The sequence below is a fragment of the Thermodesulfobacteriota bacterium genome (assembly GCA_034189135.1).
Taxonomy (GTDB): Bacteria; Desulfobacterota; Desulfobacteria; order Desulfobacterales; family JAUWMJ01; genus JAUWMJ01.
This window is the reverse complement of record JAXHVO010000125.1, coordinates 1-15,744: the sequence shown is the minus strand read 5'-3', so window position 1 is coordinate 15,744 and position 15,744 is coordinate 1. Positions and strand designations below refer to the sequence as shown.

The window sequence follows — 15,744 nt, the reverse complement described above, 5'->3', positions numbered from 1 at the left end:
TGGTTGAATGTGATTCTTACGCCAAACATGGTTTTAAAATGAACTTTTCCCTAACAGTCTTCAACCTTCAGCCTATCTACCTACGATTGTCCGCCCGATGATCATTTTTTCGATTTCCTTCGCCCCTTCATAGATTTCAAGAACTTTTGCCGCCCTGTAGAAGCGTTCGATATCATAATCATCAAAATATCCATATCCGCCGTGGAGTTGAAGGGCTTCATCAACCACTTCAACCGCAATGCGCGAGGCGTACATTTTGGCCATTGCAGTGAGGTGCGTATCGGGCGTACCGTTATCGAGCAACCAGGCAGTCTTGTGCATCAGGTTTCTGGCCAGTTCAATTTTTACTGCCATATCAGCGATTTTGAACTGGACGCCCTGGAAACTGCCGATTGGTCTTCCAAACTGTTTGCGTTCCCTGACATGCTTGACAGCCATATCCAGAGCCCCCTGGGCAAGTCCGACTCCATGGGCGCTGACATAAGCACGGCTTCTGTCAAAAAAGGCCATCAGTTGATGAAATCCGTTCCCACGGGTTCCCAGAAGGTTTTCTTCGGGCACACGCACATTGTTAAAATAAATGGCTGCCGTGTCCGAAGCCCGTAGCCCCATTTTACCGTGCATGGGCTCGGATTTGTATCCTTGCCGGTCTGTCTCAACAATAAGAATGCTGTGTCGCTTGGACCTGGATTCGGCATCCGGATCGGTCAGGCAGAAAACCAGCATAAAGGTTCCTTTGGACCCGTTTCCAATCATGACTTTTGATCCGTTAATGACCCATTCGTTACCTTCTTTCACGGCCAATGTGGAAGCGGACAGTGTATCGGAACCTGCATCAGGCTCTGTGATGGCAAACCCCATCACCGCGTCTCCGGTAAAAATAGGTTCGAGAAATTTTTTACCCTGTTCGTCGGTACCGAAAAGGATAAACTCTTCCGCACCGAATGTGACCGAGCAAAGCTGCTGACTGATCCCGGGGTCTACTTTCCAGAACTCTTCCAAAACCAAAGCTTGTTCAAGAAAACCCAACCCCGGTCCACCGAATTTTTCAGGGATGAAAAGCCCTATCAGATCGAGTTCTCTTGCTTTTTTTAAAATATCTTCCGGATAGGTTTCATTCAAATCAAATTCACGGCCGACCGGTGCCATTTCTCCCAGAGCAAATTCTCTGGCTGCTTTTTGAATGTATTGCTGTTCCTTTGTCAGTAAAAAGTCCATTTATCTTTCTCCTGTAATATTCATTAAAAACAAACAGTCGTTTTTCCATCTTAGCTCGGTTCGACCGGGGAATTGCCTATGGGCCCGTTACCAGACTTAACAAATGAGATCGGTGTGTGACACGCCCCCTATCTTCTCAGTTAAACCCATACAGGCAGAGACGATCATCGCCGCCGTGGGATTCTGTCCCCTGGAGCTGGCTCAAATCTAATTGAAGTCTGCCTCAGGCAGACCGTACGTTCATTTATAGATAAGATTGTTATGTCTGTTAACGGGCCCATAGGCAATTCCCCGGTCGAACCTTAGGTTTCATGCTTCGTTGTTTCCAGTCGGGCATGAAAAATTATGAGAAACGGTATAGGTTATAGTGGTATATTTCCATGTTTTCTGAAAGGCTCCGGCCGCTTTTTGTTTTTTAGCATTCTAAGACCCTTGATGATCTGGGTCCGGGTTTCAGCAGGCTCGATAATCCGGTCCACCAGCATGTTGGAGGCCGCATGAAACGGGTTTGAATACTTGTAATCATACTCTTCGATTTTCTGATTCCTGAATGCTTCCGAATCATCTGCGGCGAGGATTTCCTTACGGTATACAATATTGATGGCTGCCGCAGTATCAAGTACAACAAGCTGGGCGATCGGCCAGGCCAGCATCAGGTCTACCCCGATTCCAGCACAGCACATGGCCATCACCGCCCCTCCGTATTCTTTTCTCAATGCAAGCGTGATCTTGGGTACGGTGGCTTCTGCGTAAGCATACAGCATTTTGGCACCATGCCGAATGATACCGGCATGTTCCTGGTCCACCCCCGGGAAGTATCCGGGTACATCCACCAGGTTTAGCAGGGGGATATTAAAGCAGTCACAGAACCTGATAAACCTCGCTGCCTTGTCTGCAGAATGATAATCCAGGCATCCGGCCATAATGGAGGGCTGGTTGCCAACGATTCCCAGAGTGTTTCCGTCAAGGCGTGCCAGCCCGGTGATGATATTGGGTGCAAACTCAGGCAAGATTTCTAGGAATTCATTATTGTCCACCACTTCGGTAATCACCTGATGCATGTCGTAACCTTTTTTAAAATCCGGCGGGACGATCTCAGTCAGGTTGTTATTTTTTCTTTCCGGATCATCGTTGCAGCTATATGAAGGTGGGGCATCGTCATGGTTAGACGGCAGAAAGCTTAACAAGTAGCGGATCAGCGAAATGCTTTCCTGCTCCGTTTTGGCGATAAAATGTGCCTGTCCGGTTACGCGACTGTGAACGTGTGCACCTCCAAGCTCTTCGAAGTTTACGGTTTCCCCGGTTACATCCTGGATGACTTTGGGGCCGGTGATGAACATATGGCTCTGTTTTTCAACCATGATGATAAAATCCATCAATGCAGGTGAATACACGGATACGCCGGCACAGGGCCCCATGATGCATGATATCTGAGGAATGACCCCGGATGCAGCTGTATTCCGAAAAAACATGCCGGCTACTCCCTTGGAGGCAAAAAAGCCTTCATGAAGCCGGCCCCCGCCGGAATCATTCAGGGAGATCAAAGGGGCTTTCACTTTCAGGGCCTCATCAATGATCCTGCAGATTTTCTGGCCATGGATAGTTCCCACCGATCCACCCAGAACCGTTGCATCCTGTGCATATGCAAACACGCACCGTCCGTCAATGGTCCCATACCCAATGACCACGCCATCGCCGGGAACTTTTCTTTTTTCCATCCCAAAATCCCTGCACTGGCTTTCGGCCAAGTCATTTAACTCCACAAAACTGTGTGGGTCAAACAACAGGTCAAGTCGTTCCCTGGCGGTCAACTTCCCTTTTGAATGGTGGCGATCGATTGATTTTTGGCCACCCCCCATGAATGCTTTCTGCTGAAGGCTTTTTAATCTTTCAATTTCTTTTTGGTGTGTTTTTATGGTCATGATCAATGTCCTTGAGTAAATTTATATACGCTTTAATAAGGGCATGAAATTGTCTATTTTATATCGTTTTAGTGCAGAATCATGGGTCAGGGTTAAAAATTTTCACTTTGCCATACTGATACAGAAAAAGGGTCAATGGTGACGGATGCTATTGATTTAATCTGCGCTAGACAGCATTCAGTGCAGGCCAGTGGACGAGAAGAGGGGAAGCGATTGCATGTTTAGCGGATAAAATATTGCTGTTTAAGCAAAGTTTCATAAACTTCTCCATAAAAAACAAATAAAATTGTATTGCAATAGCAACCAGTATACTGTATACGGTATACAAATATTCAATGTCAATAACTATTTTGCTTAAAATACCCATCAATCCGTAGTAAATTCATGGGGCAAGAGATCCCCCATTCAATCCAATATGCGTTATCTTCAGATGAGACAATATGATGATGAATTTTTCCGGAGCAATCCTTGAAGGTACCTAAGAGCGAACTTGACCATAGGAAAATAAACATACAGGCGCAGCTTCAACAAGCCGGAATTGATGGGCTATTGATTACCCAGTCTGTGGATATGCTTTATTTTTCGGGTACCCGCTCAAACGGATTTCTCTATATCCCTTGCGAGGGAGATCCGCTTTTATTAATAAAACAAAGGCGTTTTGTTGAAAAAAAAGAATTTGCCGTAAAGAATATGGTTGGGTTTAAATCGATTGGAGAGATCCCCAACCTGATTTCAGATTTTTACGGTCGACTGCCATCGGTTTTAGCTTTTGAATTGGATGTTCTACCGGTCAATAACTTTAACCGTTTGCGTGGGATATTTACAGAGCAAAATTGTGTGGACGGCTCGGTATATATTCTTAAAGTCAGAAGAATCAAATCAAACTGGGAAATTGAGCAAATGGAAAACACAGGCCGTGTTTTCAAAAAAACCTTTGAATATGCAAAAGCCGCCATTCGGCCCGGGCTTTCGGAAATGGAGTTCGCCGGTATGATGGAAGCCTTTGCGCGAAATCACAGCCCCGATGCATTTATTCGGGTTCGAGACATCCATACCGAAGGATACCCCTGGCATATTCTCAGTGGGAAAAGCGGAGGAATGGTGGGCCTCTTAGACTCACCTGCCAGCGGTGAAGGTACCTCGGCCGCCTTTCCGTGTGGAGCTGGAAGCAAACGGCTTGCAGCAAATGAACCGATCATGATTGATTTTGTGTTTGAGCTAAACGGCTATCATATGGACGTGACAAGGATGTTCAGTATCGGCGCCATGCCGAAACGCGCCATGAAGGCATGCCAGGGTGCCATGGAAATTCACGATAACGTGCTTAAAATCGTAAAACCCGGAGTGACCGTGGACGAGCTTTTTCGCTATTCGGTATCCTGTGCCCGGCGTTTGGGATATGAAGAGCCCTATCTCGGACCACCGGGTGAGAAGGTGTCTTTTATCGGTCACGGTATAGGCCTTGAACTTATAGAAGGGCCGATTATTGCCGAGAATAAACAGGAAAAGCTTGAACCGGGAATGACCTTTGCCTTAGAACCCAAGATGGTGTTTAAAAACAAATTTTCAGCCAGCATTGAAAGTGTCTTTGTGGTCACAGATGAAGGGCATCGGATGATCAGTCAGGTGCCGGTAGAAGTTTTTATTTGCTAAGCCACCCGGTACTTCTTAAAAGGCTTTGTGAAGTCTGGTAAGATTAATGAGAAAATTGATGACTAACGAAAAAAACGCTAGCAGAAATCATGGAACCCTTTGCTTATCAGGTCCATCTGTCACCTTCCCAAGCGGCTTGACTTTCTTGGAAACCAGTGGCACTATAAATTTCCCCAAGGACGCCCTGTATGGATGGGTGAGTATTGAAACAGCAACAGAAGAATAAGGAGTGATTTTAGATTCCACCATTTTTAAAACAGATACCGGTGCCACCGCAGAACCTGCCACCAGAAACTGTTCCTAAACCGGAGAACATGACATGACAGAAACTTTTATGCCAACGTTTAAGGATTTAGAAGAATTGAAAGCCCACCAGTTAAACGGCCTGAAATGGACGGTTAAACACGCATACCAGGGCTGCCCATTTTACCGGAAAAGGCTGGATGAGGTAAAGGTCCGTCCTGATGATATCAACTCCCTTGAAGATATCAAAAAACTTCCGTTTACCATGGCAAATGATCTCAAAGATGGATACCCGCTGCCGCTTTTATCCGTACCGGAAGCAGAGGTGGTAAGAATCCACGCTTCATCCGGAACCACCGGGAAAAAGAAAATTCTTGCCTATACCCAAAAAGATATAGACGACTGGGCCCGATTTTTCGCCAGATGTTACGAAATGGCCGAGCTGTCCAAGAAAGACAGGGTTCAGATAGCGGTGGGGTATGGTGTCTGGACAGCGGGCGTGGGATTTCAGCTGGGATGTGAAAAATTTGGCGCCATGGCAATACCGGTGGGACCGGGAAATATAGACATGCAGTGTCAGTTTCTGGTTGATCTGCAATCTACGGTGATGTGCTGCACCGCTTCCATGGGACTGCTGATGGCCGAAGAAATACACCGAAGAGGTTTGAAAGATAAGATTGCACTGAAAAAAATGATTTTCGGATCCGAAAGAAGTTCTGCGGCCATGAGGAAAAAAATTAAAGAACTCATCGGACTCGAGGACTTATTTGATATCACCGGAATGACCGAACTTTACGGGCCCGGTACAGGATTAGATTGCCCAAAGCATGAGGGGATCCACTACTGGGCGGATTACTACATTCTGGAAATACTGGACCCGGAAACCATGGAACCCGTGGCAGAGGGTGAAGCCGGGGAAATGGTCGTTACCACCCTCAGCAAACAAGCCGCTCCTTTGATTAGATACCGGACACGGGACTTAAGCAGGTTAATCGATCACCCGTGCTCGTGCGGCAATGTCCTGCCGATGCATGACAGTATCATGGGTCGAACCGATGACATGATCATATTCCGTGCAGTGAATATCTATCCCGGCCAGATAGATGAAATCCTATCCGGTATTCCCGATATCAGTTGCGAATATCAAGTGCTTCTCGAAAGGAAAGCGGATGGAAAAGATTACATGCTTCTTAAAGTGGAGTGCAACACCACTACGGATCCATTAGGCAGAACGGAGCTGGAGAAAAAAATCTCAACAGAAATAAAAAAACAGATCATGGTGGGTTGCCAGGTAGAGCTGGTGGATTACTGCAGCCTTCCGAGATCGGAACGGAAATCCAAAAGAATATTTGATAACAGACCACAGTAAATCATAAACAGTTAGTAATAAGCAACTAATCACGTAGTAAGGCTGAAGGCGTTTAGACTGAAGGCTGAAGGGGATGGAAGAGCGCGATTGTCATGACTCGACGGGAATATTAGATTGTTATACCAGCATGGCTTCAAAATGCGTTGTGGTTTTTCTTTTTTCTAACAGTCTTAGACCTTAAGCCTATCCACCTGAGGGTTACAAAAATGAACGCTTTTGTATGTCGACTAGCCTGGCAAATCGTATGGAAGGAGGTGAAAGTTTAACAGAGTATTTCAAAGAAAATAACCGGGTCTTGTTCAAACAATTTCAGGAGGCTAAGGGGATTATCGTAATGTGAATACTTATAAAAGGAGGGCTTCGAAATGAAACGAAAGTCAGGAATGATTGTTGCCGGAATTCTTATTGCAGCATTTACTGTGACCATCTTTATGCCGGTATCGGCCACCGCCGGTGCGATTAAACTAAGCTACGCCAACTTTCCGCCTGCACCCACATTTCCGTGCGTTCAGATGGAAAGGTGGAAAAAAGAGGTGGAAAAACGGACCAACGGTGCTGTTGCAATTCAAACCTTTCCGGGAGGCACATTGCTCGGCGCCAAAGCCATGATGGATGGTGTTATCGCCGGACAGGCTGATATCGGATGCCTGTGCATGGCTTATCAACCTGGACGTTTTGTGGTGACCAATGCCACCAGCCTGCCTATGGGAATTCCCAATTCAAGGGCGGGTAGCCTTGTTCTGTTGGATATTTATAAAAAGTATAAACCCAAAGCATTTGCCAAGGTCAAAGTTCTGGCTATGTTTACCACCGCTCCTACCAATATCATGTCTAAAGTACCTGTCAGGACTTTAAAAGACATTCAGGGGCTGGATTTGAGAGCTTCAGGTGGGGCTGCCCAGATATTGGGTGCATGGGGAGCAAACCCGGTGGGTATGCCCATGCCGGCCACTGTGGAAGCCTTGCAAAAAGGTGTGGTGAAGGGGCTGTATTCATCTCTGGAAACAATGAAAGACTTCAAATTTGCTGAAATGTGCGGTTATGTCACCATGACCAACACGGTGATTTATCCTTTTTCGGTGGTGATGAACATGGATAAATGGAACGCCTTACCGAAAAAAGTTCAGAAGGTAATGGACAAATTGGTGGTGGAACAATCGGAATGGACGGGAAATTATATGGACGAGCATGTAAAAGAATCGGTAAGCTGGTCCAAAAAGACCCATAATGTTGAATTCATCACGCTTTCAAAAAAAGAAAAAGCCAAATGGGATAAAAAGCTGCAGTTTTTAAACGACAAGTGGATTGCCGGTGCGAAAGAGAAAGGGTTGCCGGCGAAAAAAATTGTAAAAGACATAAAAAAGTTGGTTTCAAAATACTCCAAATAAATCAATACGCGTATTTGAATGAGCGCAATAGTTAATGCGGGTTTCGGGTTCTATCATTTTAAAAAGCACCTGGAATCCGCATACTTTCCAGCTTTTCGGTAGATTTCGACATGATTCTTTTTTAAAAAAAGGATTGATATGGAAACTCTTGATAAAATCAGTCTGGCTCTAAACAAAATATTGATAGTCATGGGGGGCGTCTTTCTGGCAGGCATGGTCGTGTTGACATGCGCCAACATTTTTTGCCGAATGGTCTGGATCCCGGTCAAAGGAACTTTTGAGCTCATGGGATATGCAGGGGCGGTGATCACCGCCTTTGCACTTGGATATACCCAAATCAAAAAAGGTCACATTGCGGTCGATATCCTGGTAAAATGTTTTTCCGAAAGGATTCAAAAAATCATCGGTTGCATTAATTCAGGCATCTGTTTGGTTTTCTTTTTCCTTGCCGGCTGGCAAATTGCAAAAATTGGGGTAAATCTGTTGAAAACGGGCGAAACAACGGAAACCTTGAGAATCGTATACTACCCATTTACCTTTGCCGTGGCCTTAGGATGTTTTGCCTTGGGATTTGCCATGCTGATCGAATTTCTCAAATACTTTGCCAATAAAAAGGATGCAGGATAGATGGATGCTGCAATCGTCGGAATCATCGGAATAGTCATACTGATCCTCGCTTTGTTTCTTCTCGGCATGCCTGTCAGCTTTGCCATGGCAATCGTAGGGTTTTTAGGATTTAGCTATATCATTTCATTTAAGGCTGCCTTAAACATGGTGGGTACCGATATCTGGGTGACTTTTTCTAAATACGGACTTACCGTCATACCTCTTTTTATATTTATGGGGTACCTGGCATTTCATGCCGGAATAGCCGGAAGGCTTTACGATGCTGCTTACAAATGGATTGGTCACTGGAGGGGAGGACTGGCTATTGCAACCATAACTGCAGACGAGCTTTTTGCTGCAATATGCGGGTCAAATACAGCGACAGCCGCCACCATGGGAGCCGTTGCCATGCCCCAGATGAAAAAGTATACCTATAGTGACAGCCTTAGCACAGGAACCGTTGTAACCGGCGGAACGCTGGGCACGGTGATGCCGCCCAGCATTGTTCTTATCATCATCGGACTTCAGACCGAACAGTCCATCATCAAACTGTTTCTGGCGGGAATACTTCCGGCCGTGCTTCTTGGACTGCTGTTTATCCTGACCATCTTTGTATTGTGCAGGCTGTATCCTGAATACGGTCCGGCAGGGCCGAAAACAACCTTTAAGGAAAAACTAAAATCACTCATCGGGGTGATAGAAGCCCTGGTCATATTCATGTTTGTCATAGGAGGGCTCTACATCGGTATTTTTACGCCCACGGAAGCAGGTGCGGTAGGGGTGTTTCTCACGCTGGTTATTACCGCTGTGGCCGGGAAACTGACCTGGTCTGGAATAGTGAAGTCCATGCGTGAGACCTTGAAGATTTCCTGTTTTGTTTTTGTCCTAGTCACCGGTGCCATCATTTTCGGCCGTTTTCTGGCGATTACCCGCCTGCCCTTCATCATAGCCGATTTTGCCGCAGGACTGCCGGTATCTCCATACATCGTGCTTACACTCATTCTGATCATATACCTGATCGGTGGTTGTTTCATGGACTCCTTGGGGTTTCTCGTTCTTACGATTCCGATTTTTTTCCCCCTGGGGATTGCCTTAGGCTTTGACCCGGTTTGGTTTTCAATCATCATTACCATGGTCACCACCATGGGGGCGATCACTCCGCCCGTGGGGGTAAATATCTACGTGGTCAAGGCGCTTGTTCCGGATGTGCCACTTGAGACCATCTTCAAAAGCGTCAGTTTTTTCCTGATCGCATGTATGATCAGCATCATCATCCTGATTGTATTTCCGCAAATTGTTTTGATCATACCGAAAATGGCATATTGAATTAACTGCAAATCATCTGTGAAATTTTTTATAATAGAATCATCTTCGAAAGAATTGATGATTTTTTAAAGGATTCAGGGATTCAAGGGCTCGAGTGGTCTGCCGCAGAACCGGAGGATAATAATTCTAAAGAATTAAAAAGAGCCGAATGGATGGTCAAAAGGGTAAAGACAGTGATTTAAATTACGTAAATAAAGAAAATATATAGTCTCTTAAGGATGATGATATATATAAAGTAAAGAGAAAATTTAGCGCGGGTAGGAAATGGTAACAAAAGAAACGCTTGAACCCTTGAATCCTCGAATCCTTTCCTGCAATCAAATTGGAGAAAAAATCTTATACTAAACAATTGTTTTTAATTCTTCTAAATCACTAAGAGTATCAATATCATAAACGCAGGCAGGCGAATCAGTATCTATGGTAAGCATGTCATCGGGACTGGCCATAATAATATCTCTGCCGCCGGAGTCTCCCTCAATTCGTAACAGAAGATTAAAAAATTTACTGCTGAAAATAGTGGGGTTTCCCCTTTTTCCCTTATATACGGGCGCACAGATGTTCTTATCAGATTGGTAAAATCGGTTAAGCATGAGATTGATTAAGCGGGAATCTACCATGGGCTGATCTCCCAGCAGGAACATAACCGATCCGAATGCATTGCCGGCTGAAGATAGCCCTGCACGGATGGAGCTGCTCATTCCCTGCCGGTAGTGGCGGTTGCTGACAATTTCAAGCCGGCTGTTATGAAAACGCTTAATATTTTTCGCCACTGCTTTATAGATTCTATTTTGCTGGTGGCCGAGAACAAGAAAGATCCGGTGAAGATTCGAATCAAGGGAAGCACGGATCACATGTTCAATCATGTAACTTCCCTTTATTTTTACTAACTGTTTGGGTGTTCCAAACCTTTCTGAAATCCCAGCTGCCAGGATAATTCCTGCTGTCGGTTTTTTCCAGGTCACCGGATAAAGTTCCTCTATATCGGTTGTCAAAAAACGTTTTTTTTAAAACCGAATATATCGCAATTTAATATTTCGGAACATATTTATGAAAAGCGGTAAAAAATATGGGGAAAAACAGGGCCCTAAACATCAAACACGCTAAAATTTATAACATATTGCAGGGCAAAAGGAAACATCGTATATTAATCAGATTTTAAAGATCTAATAAGGAAAATATCTAAACCATGGTATCCTTGAGGAAAGCGCTGACTCTTGAAAAAGGCGGTGTGGTCAGTTTTACCGGTGCAGGTGGAAAAACGAGCCTGATGTTTAGAATTGCCCATGAGCTTTCCAATGCAGGAGAGTCGGTTTTGACCACCACCACCACTAAAATTATGATGCCTTCCAAAGATCAGTCGCCTCATGTGATCCTGTCTGACTCTTGTAAAGAAGTGCTGGATCAAACAAAATTTCTGATAAAAGATCATCTTCACATCTCTGCCGCTTCTCAACGAGCAGATACTCCTGAGGGAAAAATCAGTGGGTTCGAGCCTGAAGTCATTGATGAAATCAGCAAATCAGGAATTTTTCAATGGATACTGGTGGAAGCAGATGGAGCTGCCCGAAAATCTCTGAAAGCGCCTGCTTTTTATGAGCCGGTTATTCCAGACTCTTCAGGTTGGATTGTGGGAATTATTGGTTTGAAGAGCATTGGCAAACCCCTGGAGGAAAGGTGGGTGTTCAGGCACGAATTATTTGCCGAACTCACCGGACTCAAACATAAAGATCCGGTTAGCGAAGAGTCGGTTGCCGCAGCATTGATTGATAAAAACGGGATTATGAAAGGCTGTCCTTCCCATGCAAAAAAAGTTGTGTTTTTGAATATGGCGGATAATACAATGTTGGTGGAGTCAGGAAGAAAAATTGTCAATATCATTTGCAAAATCCGACCTGACAGAGTGAAAAGAGTGGTTATCGGAAGAGCCTTACACCAATCACCTGTGGTAGAATATCATGATGTGAGCGAGCCCTAAGGAGAGCTGTATGGAAAACCATTTTGAAGAAATCAGTAACTATTTGCAGCAGGGAAAAAAGTTGATACTGGCGCGGATTATTAAACAGAGGGGATCCATTCCGCGGGCTGCCGGAACCCAATGCCTCGTTTTGGAAGATGGTTCTCTGAAAGGCACCATCGGTGGGGGGCTTCTGGAATACAGGGTTATGGAAAGGGCGAAGGAGTGTTTAAAAAAGAAGAAATCGAGTGTCATGCATTTTGAGCTGACCGGGGATGAAGTGGCCCAAACCGATATGCTTTGCGGAGGGAGCGCTGATGTCTACCTGGAACCTTTATTTCCCCGTAATGCTGTTGCAGGGGAAATATTTAAAAGAATCGGCAGCCTGATAAATGAAGGTCGCAAAGGGGTACTCCTGACCCTGGTTTCAGATGGAATTGGGCCGGTTGATGATAAAAGCCGCCTTTTGATTGAAGAAGATGGATCAACCACGGGTGAAATAGGGATCATTCCCGGGGGAGATAAAAAAAGATGGGCACAATTTCTTAAAATCAAGACACCGAAGTTAACAGAAATGGAAAAAGGAAAAGAATCGGTTTTTGTTGAGCCCATCAGGCCTTATGATATTCTATACCTCTTCGGTGCCGGGCATGTATCTACATTTGTCGCTTCACTGGCGTCTATGGTGGGGTTTCGGGTAATTGTCATCGACGATCGTAAAGAGTTTGCCAATAGAGAAAGATTTAAACAGGCGGATGAATTGATCGTCCTTCCGTTTTCAGATGTTTTTGAAAAAATACATATTTCTTCCTCATCTTACATTGTAATCATTACCCGGGGACATATCCAGGATCTGAATGTCCTTAGGGAAGCGCTGAAAAGGTCAGATGGGTATATCGGAATGATCGGAAGCAAGCGAAAAAGGGAAAAAATCTACCAGGCGCTTATGGAAGAAGGGGTTTCAGATGAAAGATTGAAGCAGGTTCATTCCCCCATCGGGTTGGATATCGATGCGGAGACCCCTGAGGAAATCGCGGTCAGCATCGTGGCGGAATTGATCCAGGCAAGGGCATCATCTGATCGAGACCCTTGAAAAATACCGGATTGTAAAGACCTCATTTAAAACGGAACATATTTATGGCGAACAGTATAGCTGAATAATTTTGTTGATACTTCCATCTACACCGATGCCAAGGGGTTTGGAAAAGGTGTTTTTTTGATTCAGTAGTCTTTACCAAACCGAAGTGCTGGCCAGGCATTCATATGTTCAATAACAAACCGCTTTTGGGAAAAATTCTATATTATAATTGGGATAGCACCATCATCATACAGGTGGACAGTATCATTACAAAGAATACTTTAGAGATTTCTAAACAGGTTCTATTAAATGGTGTCTTGTCTGCCAGAAAAACACTATTCCAATAATCCGTTCTCCCTATTCGGGACTCTTCGGCGGAGACCAGATACCGAATGACCATTAAAGCATCTTTAAACATTTGTTTTCTCCTTTTCAATTTTTTGTTAGCAAATGGATTCATTTGTAAAATAGTATAGCTATAATTTACCAAAATAACAGATGCAGAAGCTGTAAAAAAAAACCAGAGCAGAAATGAAAAATAAAAACGGGAAATTTCTGTACGCGGATCTGGCAGATCGGATCCAGAATCAAATAGAAAAAGGTGCTTTTAAGCTTTCTGAAAAGCTGCCATCATTACGAACGCTTTGCCAGAGAACCGGTTATAGCATGACTACCGTATTTCAAGCCTACGTTGAACTTGAAAAAAGGGGGGTGGTTGAATCCCGTCATCGATCCGGCTATTTTATTAAACCTCGTTTGGAAAGGTTGCGACATCCTCCTGAAATGAAGCATCATGAAATGGTCCCCAAGAAAGTCAACCTTGATAATCTGATCCATCAATTGACAGAAGATATGGGTAACCCCCATATATTAAAACTTGGCAGCGTGGCTGTCGCGCCTGATCATTTGCCCTTTAAGCGCCTTCATAAACACTTAAAGTCAATTCCACAAAAACAAATACCCGATGTGATTGCCGGATATGGCCATCCCCAAGGAGATGCTTTACTCCGTTATCAAATCTCTAACCTGCTGTTTCCCATTATTCCATCCGTGGCCATGGAAGATATCATTGTTACCAATGGGTGTACTGAAGCCCTAAGCCTTAGCTTAAAAGCGGTTTCCAATCCCGGAGATACCGTTATGGTGGAATCGCCCACGGATCCGTGGTTGAGGCAAACCATCAAAGATTCCGATATGTATGCATTGGAGATGCCGACAGATCCGGATAACGGTATTGACCTAAACTCGGTAAAAACGATCATTGAGCAGGAAAAAATCGCCTGTTGCGTCGTTAATCCCAATTGCCAAAATCCCCTCGGATTTATCATGCCTGATGATAATAAAAAGAAATTACTGGATTTGCTTGGTGATAAAGAGATTCCCATCATTGAAAATGATATTTGCGGAGAAATTTATTTCGGAGAATACAGACCCAATCCCATAAAGAGATGGGATACAAAGGACAATGTGTTATACTGTTCATCATTTTCAAAAGTTCTTGCTCCAGGTCTGAGGGTCGGATGGGTGGTTTCCGGCCGGTTCAAGAAACCCATTAAAAGAATGAAATTGAATCTTTCCCTGATATCGTCCACATTAAATCAAGCACTGGTGGCAAGCTACCTCAAAGAAGGAACTTATCATCGACATTTGAGGAAACTTAGAGAAAATATAAGATTACAGTACAGTTATTGTGCGGCGGCCCTGAACAGGCATTTTCCTGAGACGATTAAGATGACCTCCCCTTTGGGCGGGCAATCCATCTGGATAGAACTTCCCAACGGTATCAAAGGCCGTGAGGTCTATTTGGAAGCTAAGAAAAAGGGGATTTCAATATTACCCGGCTTTCTGTGTACCAGCTTTGACAGCTTTGACCAGTACATACGGATCGGCTATGGTGGTCGTTGGGATAAAACCATGGAACATGCAATACAACAACTTGGTGGTATCATTAAAGGGATGGGGCGTGATACCGGCAAGTCCTGAACATAATTTCATCAATGGTTTCCTTTTTAATGAATCTGTATTTTTATAACAAAATGAAGGGCGCCACATGTCGTGCCCTTGTTAATTTTTCTGTATAAGGAATTTTTGTTAGGTTTCACCTGGTTTATGTAATAACAACAATTGAAGCATGTGGTAAAAATCTTTGGTTATAGTTTTATCAATATATGGTGAAATTTGAGGCAAAAACAGATAACAAAATTGAAAGGAGATATGAAATGGCAGACCATCCAAATGGTGCAATCCTTCAGCGTGATAAACAGACCTACGCAATTGTTCCGAGAATTCCTGTCGGCATGTTAACACCGACTGATTTAGAATCTATCGCCAGAGTTGCCAGAAAATACAACATACCGGTAATTAAAATCACCTCCGGTCAGAGGTTTGCACTTGTCGGTATGCAGAAAGAAGATGTGGATAATATCTGGGATGAACTCGGAATGGATGTCGGCAAAGCGGTTGAACTTTGTTTGCATTATGTGCAGGCGTGTCCGGGAACGGCAGTGTGCAAATTCGGCGTTCAGGACTCTTTAGGACTCGGTATGAAAATAGAAACTTTTTTTTCGGGTATGGATCTGCCGGCCAAAGTCAAGATCGGTGTTTCCGGTTGTCCCTTTTGCTGTGGTGAAAGCTTTGTTCGGGATATAGGAATTTACGGGAAAAAAAAGGGTTGGACTTTTATCATTGGGGGAAGCTCTGCCAGGCGCCCCCGGATTGGAGATATATTGAAAGAAGACCTTGCTGAAGAAGAGGTCATTGATCTAACCAAACGATGTTTGCAGTACTACCAAGATAAAGCCAAAAGAAAAGAGCGAATGGCGCGGTTCGTTGATCGAGTTGGTATTGAAAACTTAAAGGAGGCTCTTATCTAGTGCCTGAACGAAAAGTCATGGTTTTACGAGCCAGCCGGTTGGTTATGTTCGTTCATTAAATTACTACCGTTCAAAATGATGGCAGCCAGTAGTAAATCAAATCTTGGCTACCTT

The 15,744-nt window shown here is 44.3% G+C and carries 13 protein-coding genes; 9 read left to right on the top strand and 4 right to left on the bottom strand.

Annotation, left to right across the window (positions count from 1 at the left end; genetic code table 11):
• Positions 1–72 precede the first annotated feature (72 nt).
• Both SWH54_17795 and SWH54_17790 read right to left on the bottom strand, forming a co-directional pair.
• A complete protein-coding gene (locus SWH54_17795) occupies positions 73–1,218 on the bottom strand; it encodes an acyl-CoA dehydrogenase family protein (GenBank protein MDY6793123.1) in 1,146 nt (381 codons plus the stop codon).
• A 362-nt stretch (positions 1,219–1,580) separates the two neighbouring features.
• Positions 1,581–3,140: an acyl-CoA carboxylase subunit beta gene (locus SWH54_17790; protein MDY6793122.1), complete on the bottom strand. Its 1,560-nt coding sequence runs from the start codon at positions 3,138–3,140 to the stop codon at positions 1,581–1,583.
• Positions 3,141–3,608: 468 nt separating this feature from the next.
• Here SWH54_17790 and SWH54_17785 point away from each other — a divergent pair, with 468 nt between their 5' ends.
• The gene (locus tag SWH54_17785; protein MDY6793121.1) at positions 3,609–4,793 is read left to right on the top strand and encodes a Xaa-Pro peptidase family protein; all 1,185 of its coding nucleotides are present in this window, start codon (positions 3,609–3,611) and stop codon (positions 4,791–4,793) included.
• 87 nt (positions 4,794–4,880) lie between these two features.
• Here the strand turns inward: SWH54_17785 and SWH54_17780 are convergent, their stop codons facing one another.
• The gene (locus tag SWH54_17780; protein ID MDY6793120.1) at positions 4,881–5,081 is read right to left on the bottom strand and encodes a hypothetical protein; all 201 of its coding nucleotides are present in this window, start codon (positions 5,079–5,081) and stop codon (positions 4,881–4,883) included.
• Positions 5,082–5,112: 31 nt separating this feature from the next.
• Between SWH54_17780 and SWH54_17775 the strand changes: the two genes are divergently transcribed.
• The 4 genes from SWH54_17775 (at position 5,113) to SWH54_17760 (ending at position 9,725) form a co-directional block, all read left to right on the top strand.
• Positions 5,113–6,405 (top strand): phenylacetate--CoA ligase, encoded by a 1,293-nt coding sequence (locus tag SWH54_17775; GenBank protein MDY6793119.1) that lies wholly within the window; start codon positions 5,113–5,115, stop codon positions 6,403–6,405.
• A gap of 365 nt (positions 6,406–6,770) precedes the next feature.
• Entirely contained in the window at positions 6,771–7,793 is a 1,023-nt protein-coding gene (locus SWH54_17770) for a TRAP transporter substrate-binding protein (GenBank protein ID MDY6793118.1), read from the top strand.
• A 138-nt stretch (positions 7,794–7,931) separates the two neighbouring features.
• Complete coding sequence (locus SWH54_17765) at positions 7,932–8,420, top strand: TRAP transporter small permease (GenBank protein MDY6793117.1); 489 nt, start codon at positions 7,932–7,934, stop codon at positions 8,418–8,420.
• On the top strand, positions 8,421–9,725 hold the full coding sequence (locus SWH54_17760; GenBank protein MDY6793116.1) for a TRAP transporter large permease: 1,305 nt from the start codon (positions 8,421–8,423) through the stop codon (positions 9,723–9,725). It begins immediately after the preceding gene.
• A 341-nt stretch (positions 9,726–10,066) separates the two neighbouring features.
• Here SWH54_17760 and SWH54_17755 read toward each other — a convergent pair whose 3' ends face one another.
• A complete protein-coding gene (locus SWH54_17755) occupies positions 10,067–10,717 on the bottom strand; it encodes a nucleotidyltransferase family protein (protein MDY6793115.1) in 651 nt (216 codons plus the stop codon).
• A gap of 194 nt (positions 10,718–10,911) precedes the next feature.
• Here SWH54_17755 and yqeC point away from each other — a divergent pair, with 194 nt between their 5' ends.
• The 4 genes from yqeC to SWH54_17735 all read left to right on the top strand — a co-directional run bounded on the left by yqeC (position 10,912) and on the right by SWH54_17735 (position 15,630).
• Positions 10,912–11,700, top strand: coding sequence for a selenium cofactor biosynthesis protein YqeC (gene yqeC, locus SWH54_17750; protein MDY6793114.1), 789 nt, complete (start codon positions 10,912–10,914; stop codon positions 11,698–11,700).
• A gap of 10 nt (positions 11,701–11,710) precedes the next feature.
• A complete protein-coding gene (locus SWH54_17745) occupies positions 11,711–12,772 on the top strand; it encodes an XdhC/CoxI family protein (protein MDY6793113.1) in 1,062 nt (353 codons plus the stop codon).
• Between the two features lie 516 nt (positions 12,773–13,288).
• Entirely contained in the window at positions 13,289–14,740 is a 1,452-nt protein-coding gene (locus SWH54_17740; GenBank protein MDY6793112.1) for a PLP-dependent aminotransferase family protein, read from the top strand.
• Between the two features lie 236 nt (positions 14,741–14,976).
• Positions 14,977–15,630: an NAD(P)/FAD-dependent oxidoreductase gene (locus SWH54_17735; protein ID MDY6793111.1), complete on the top strand. Its 654-nt coding sequence runs from the start codon at positions 14,977–14,979 to the stop codon at positions 15,628–15,630.
• Positions 15,631–15,744: the final 114 nt, after the last annotated feature.

Coding starts and splice junctions, on each gene's coding strand:
- SWH54_17765 (MDY6793117.1), top strand. CDS start 7,932: ATGGAAACTCTTGATAAAATCAGTCTGGCTCTAAACAAAATATTGATA.
- SWH54_17760 (MDY6793116.1), top strand. CDS start 8,421: ATGGATGCTGCAATCGTCGGAATCATCGGAATAGTCATACTGATCCTC.
- SWH54_17735 (MDY6793111.1), top strand. CDS start 14,977: ATGGCAGACCATCCAAATGGTGCAATCCTTCAGCGTGATAAACAGACC.
- SWH54_17775 (MDY6793119.1), top strand. CDS start 5,113: ATGACAGAAACTTTTATGCCAACGTTTAAGGATTTAGAAGAATTGAAA.
- SWH54_17770 (MDY6793118.1), top strand. CDS start 6,771: ATGAAACGAAAGTCAGGAATGATTGTTGCCGGAATTCTTATTGCAGCA.
- yqeC (MDY6793114.1), top strand. CDS start 10,912: ATGGTATCCTTGAGGAAAGCGCTGACTCTTGAAAAAGGCGGTGTGGTC.
- SWH54_17795 (MDY6793123.1), bottom strand. CDS start 1,218: ATGGACTTTTTACTGACAAAGGAACAGCAATACATTCAAAAAGCAGCC.
- SWH54_17745 (MDY6793113.1), top strand. CDS start 11,711: ATGGAAAACCATTTTGAAGAAATCAGTAACTATTTGCAGCAGGGAAAA.
- SWH54_17740 (MDY6793112.1), top strand. CDS start 13,289: ATGAAAAATAAAAACGGGAAATTTCTGTACGCGGATCTGGCAGATCGG.
- SWH54_17790 (MDY6793122.1), bottom strand. CDS start 3,140: ATGACCATAAAAACACACCAAAAAGAAATTGAAAGATTAAAAAGCCTT.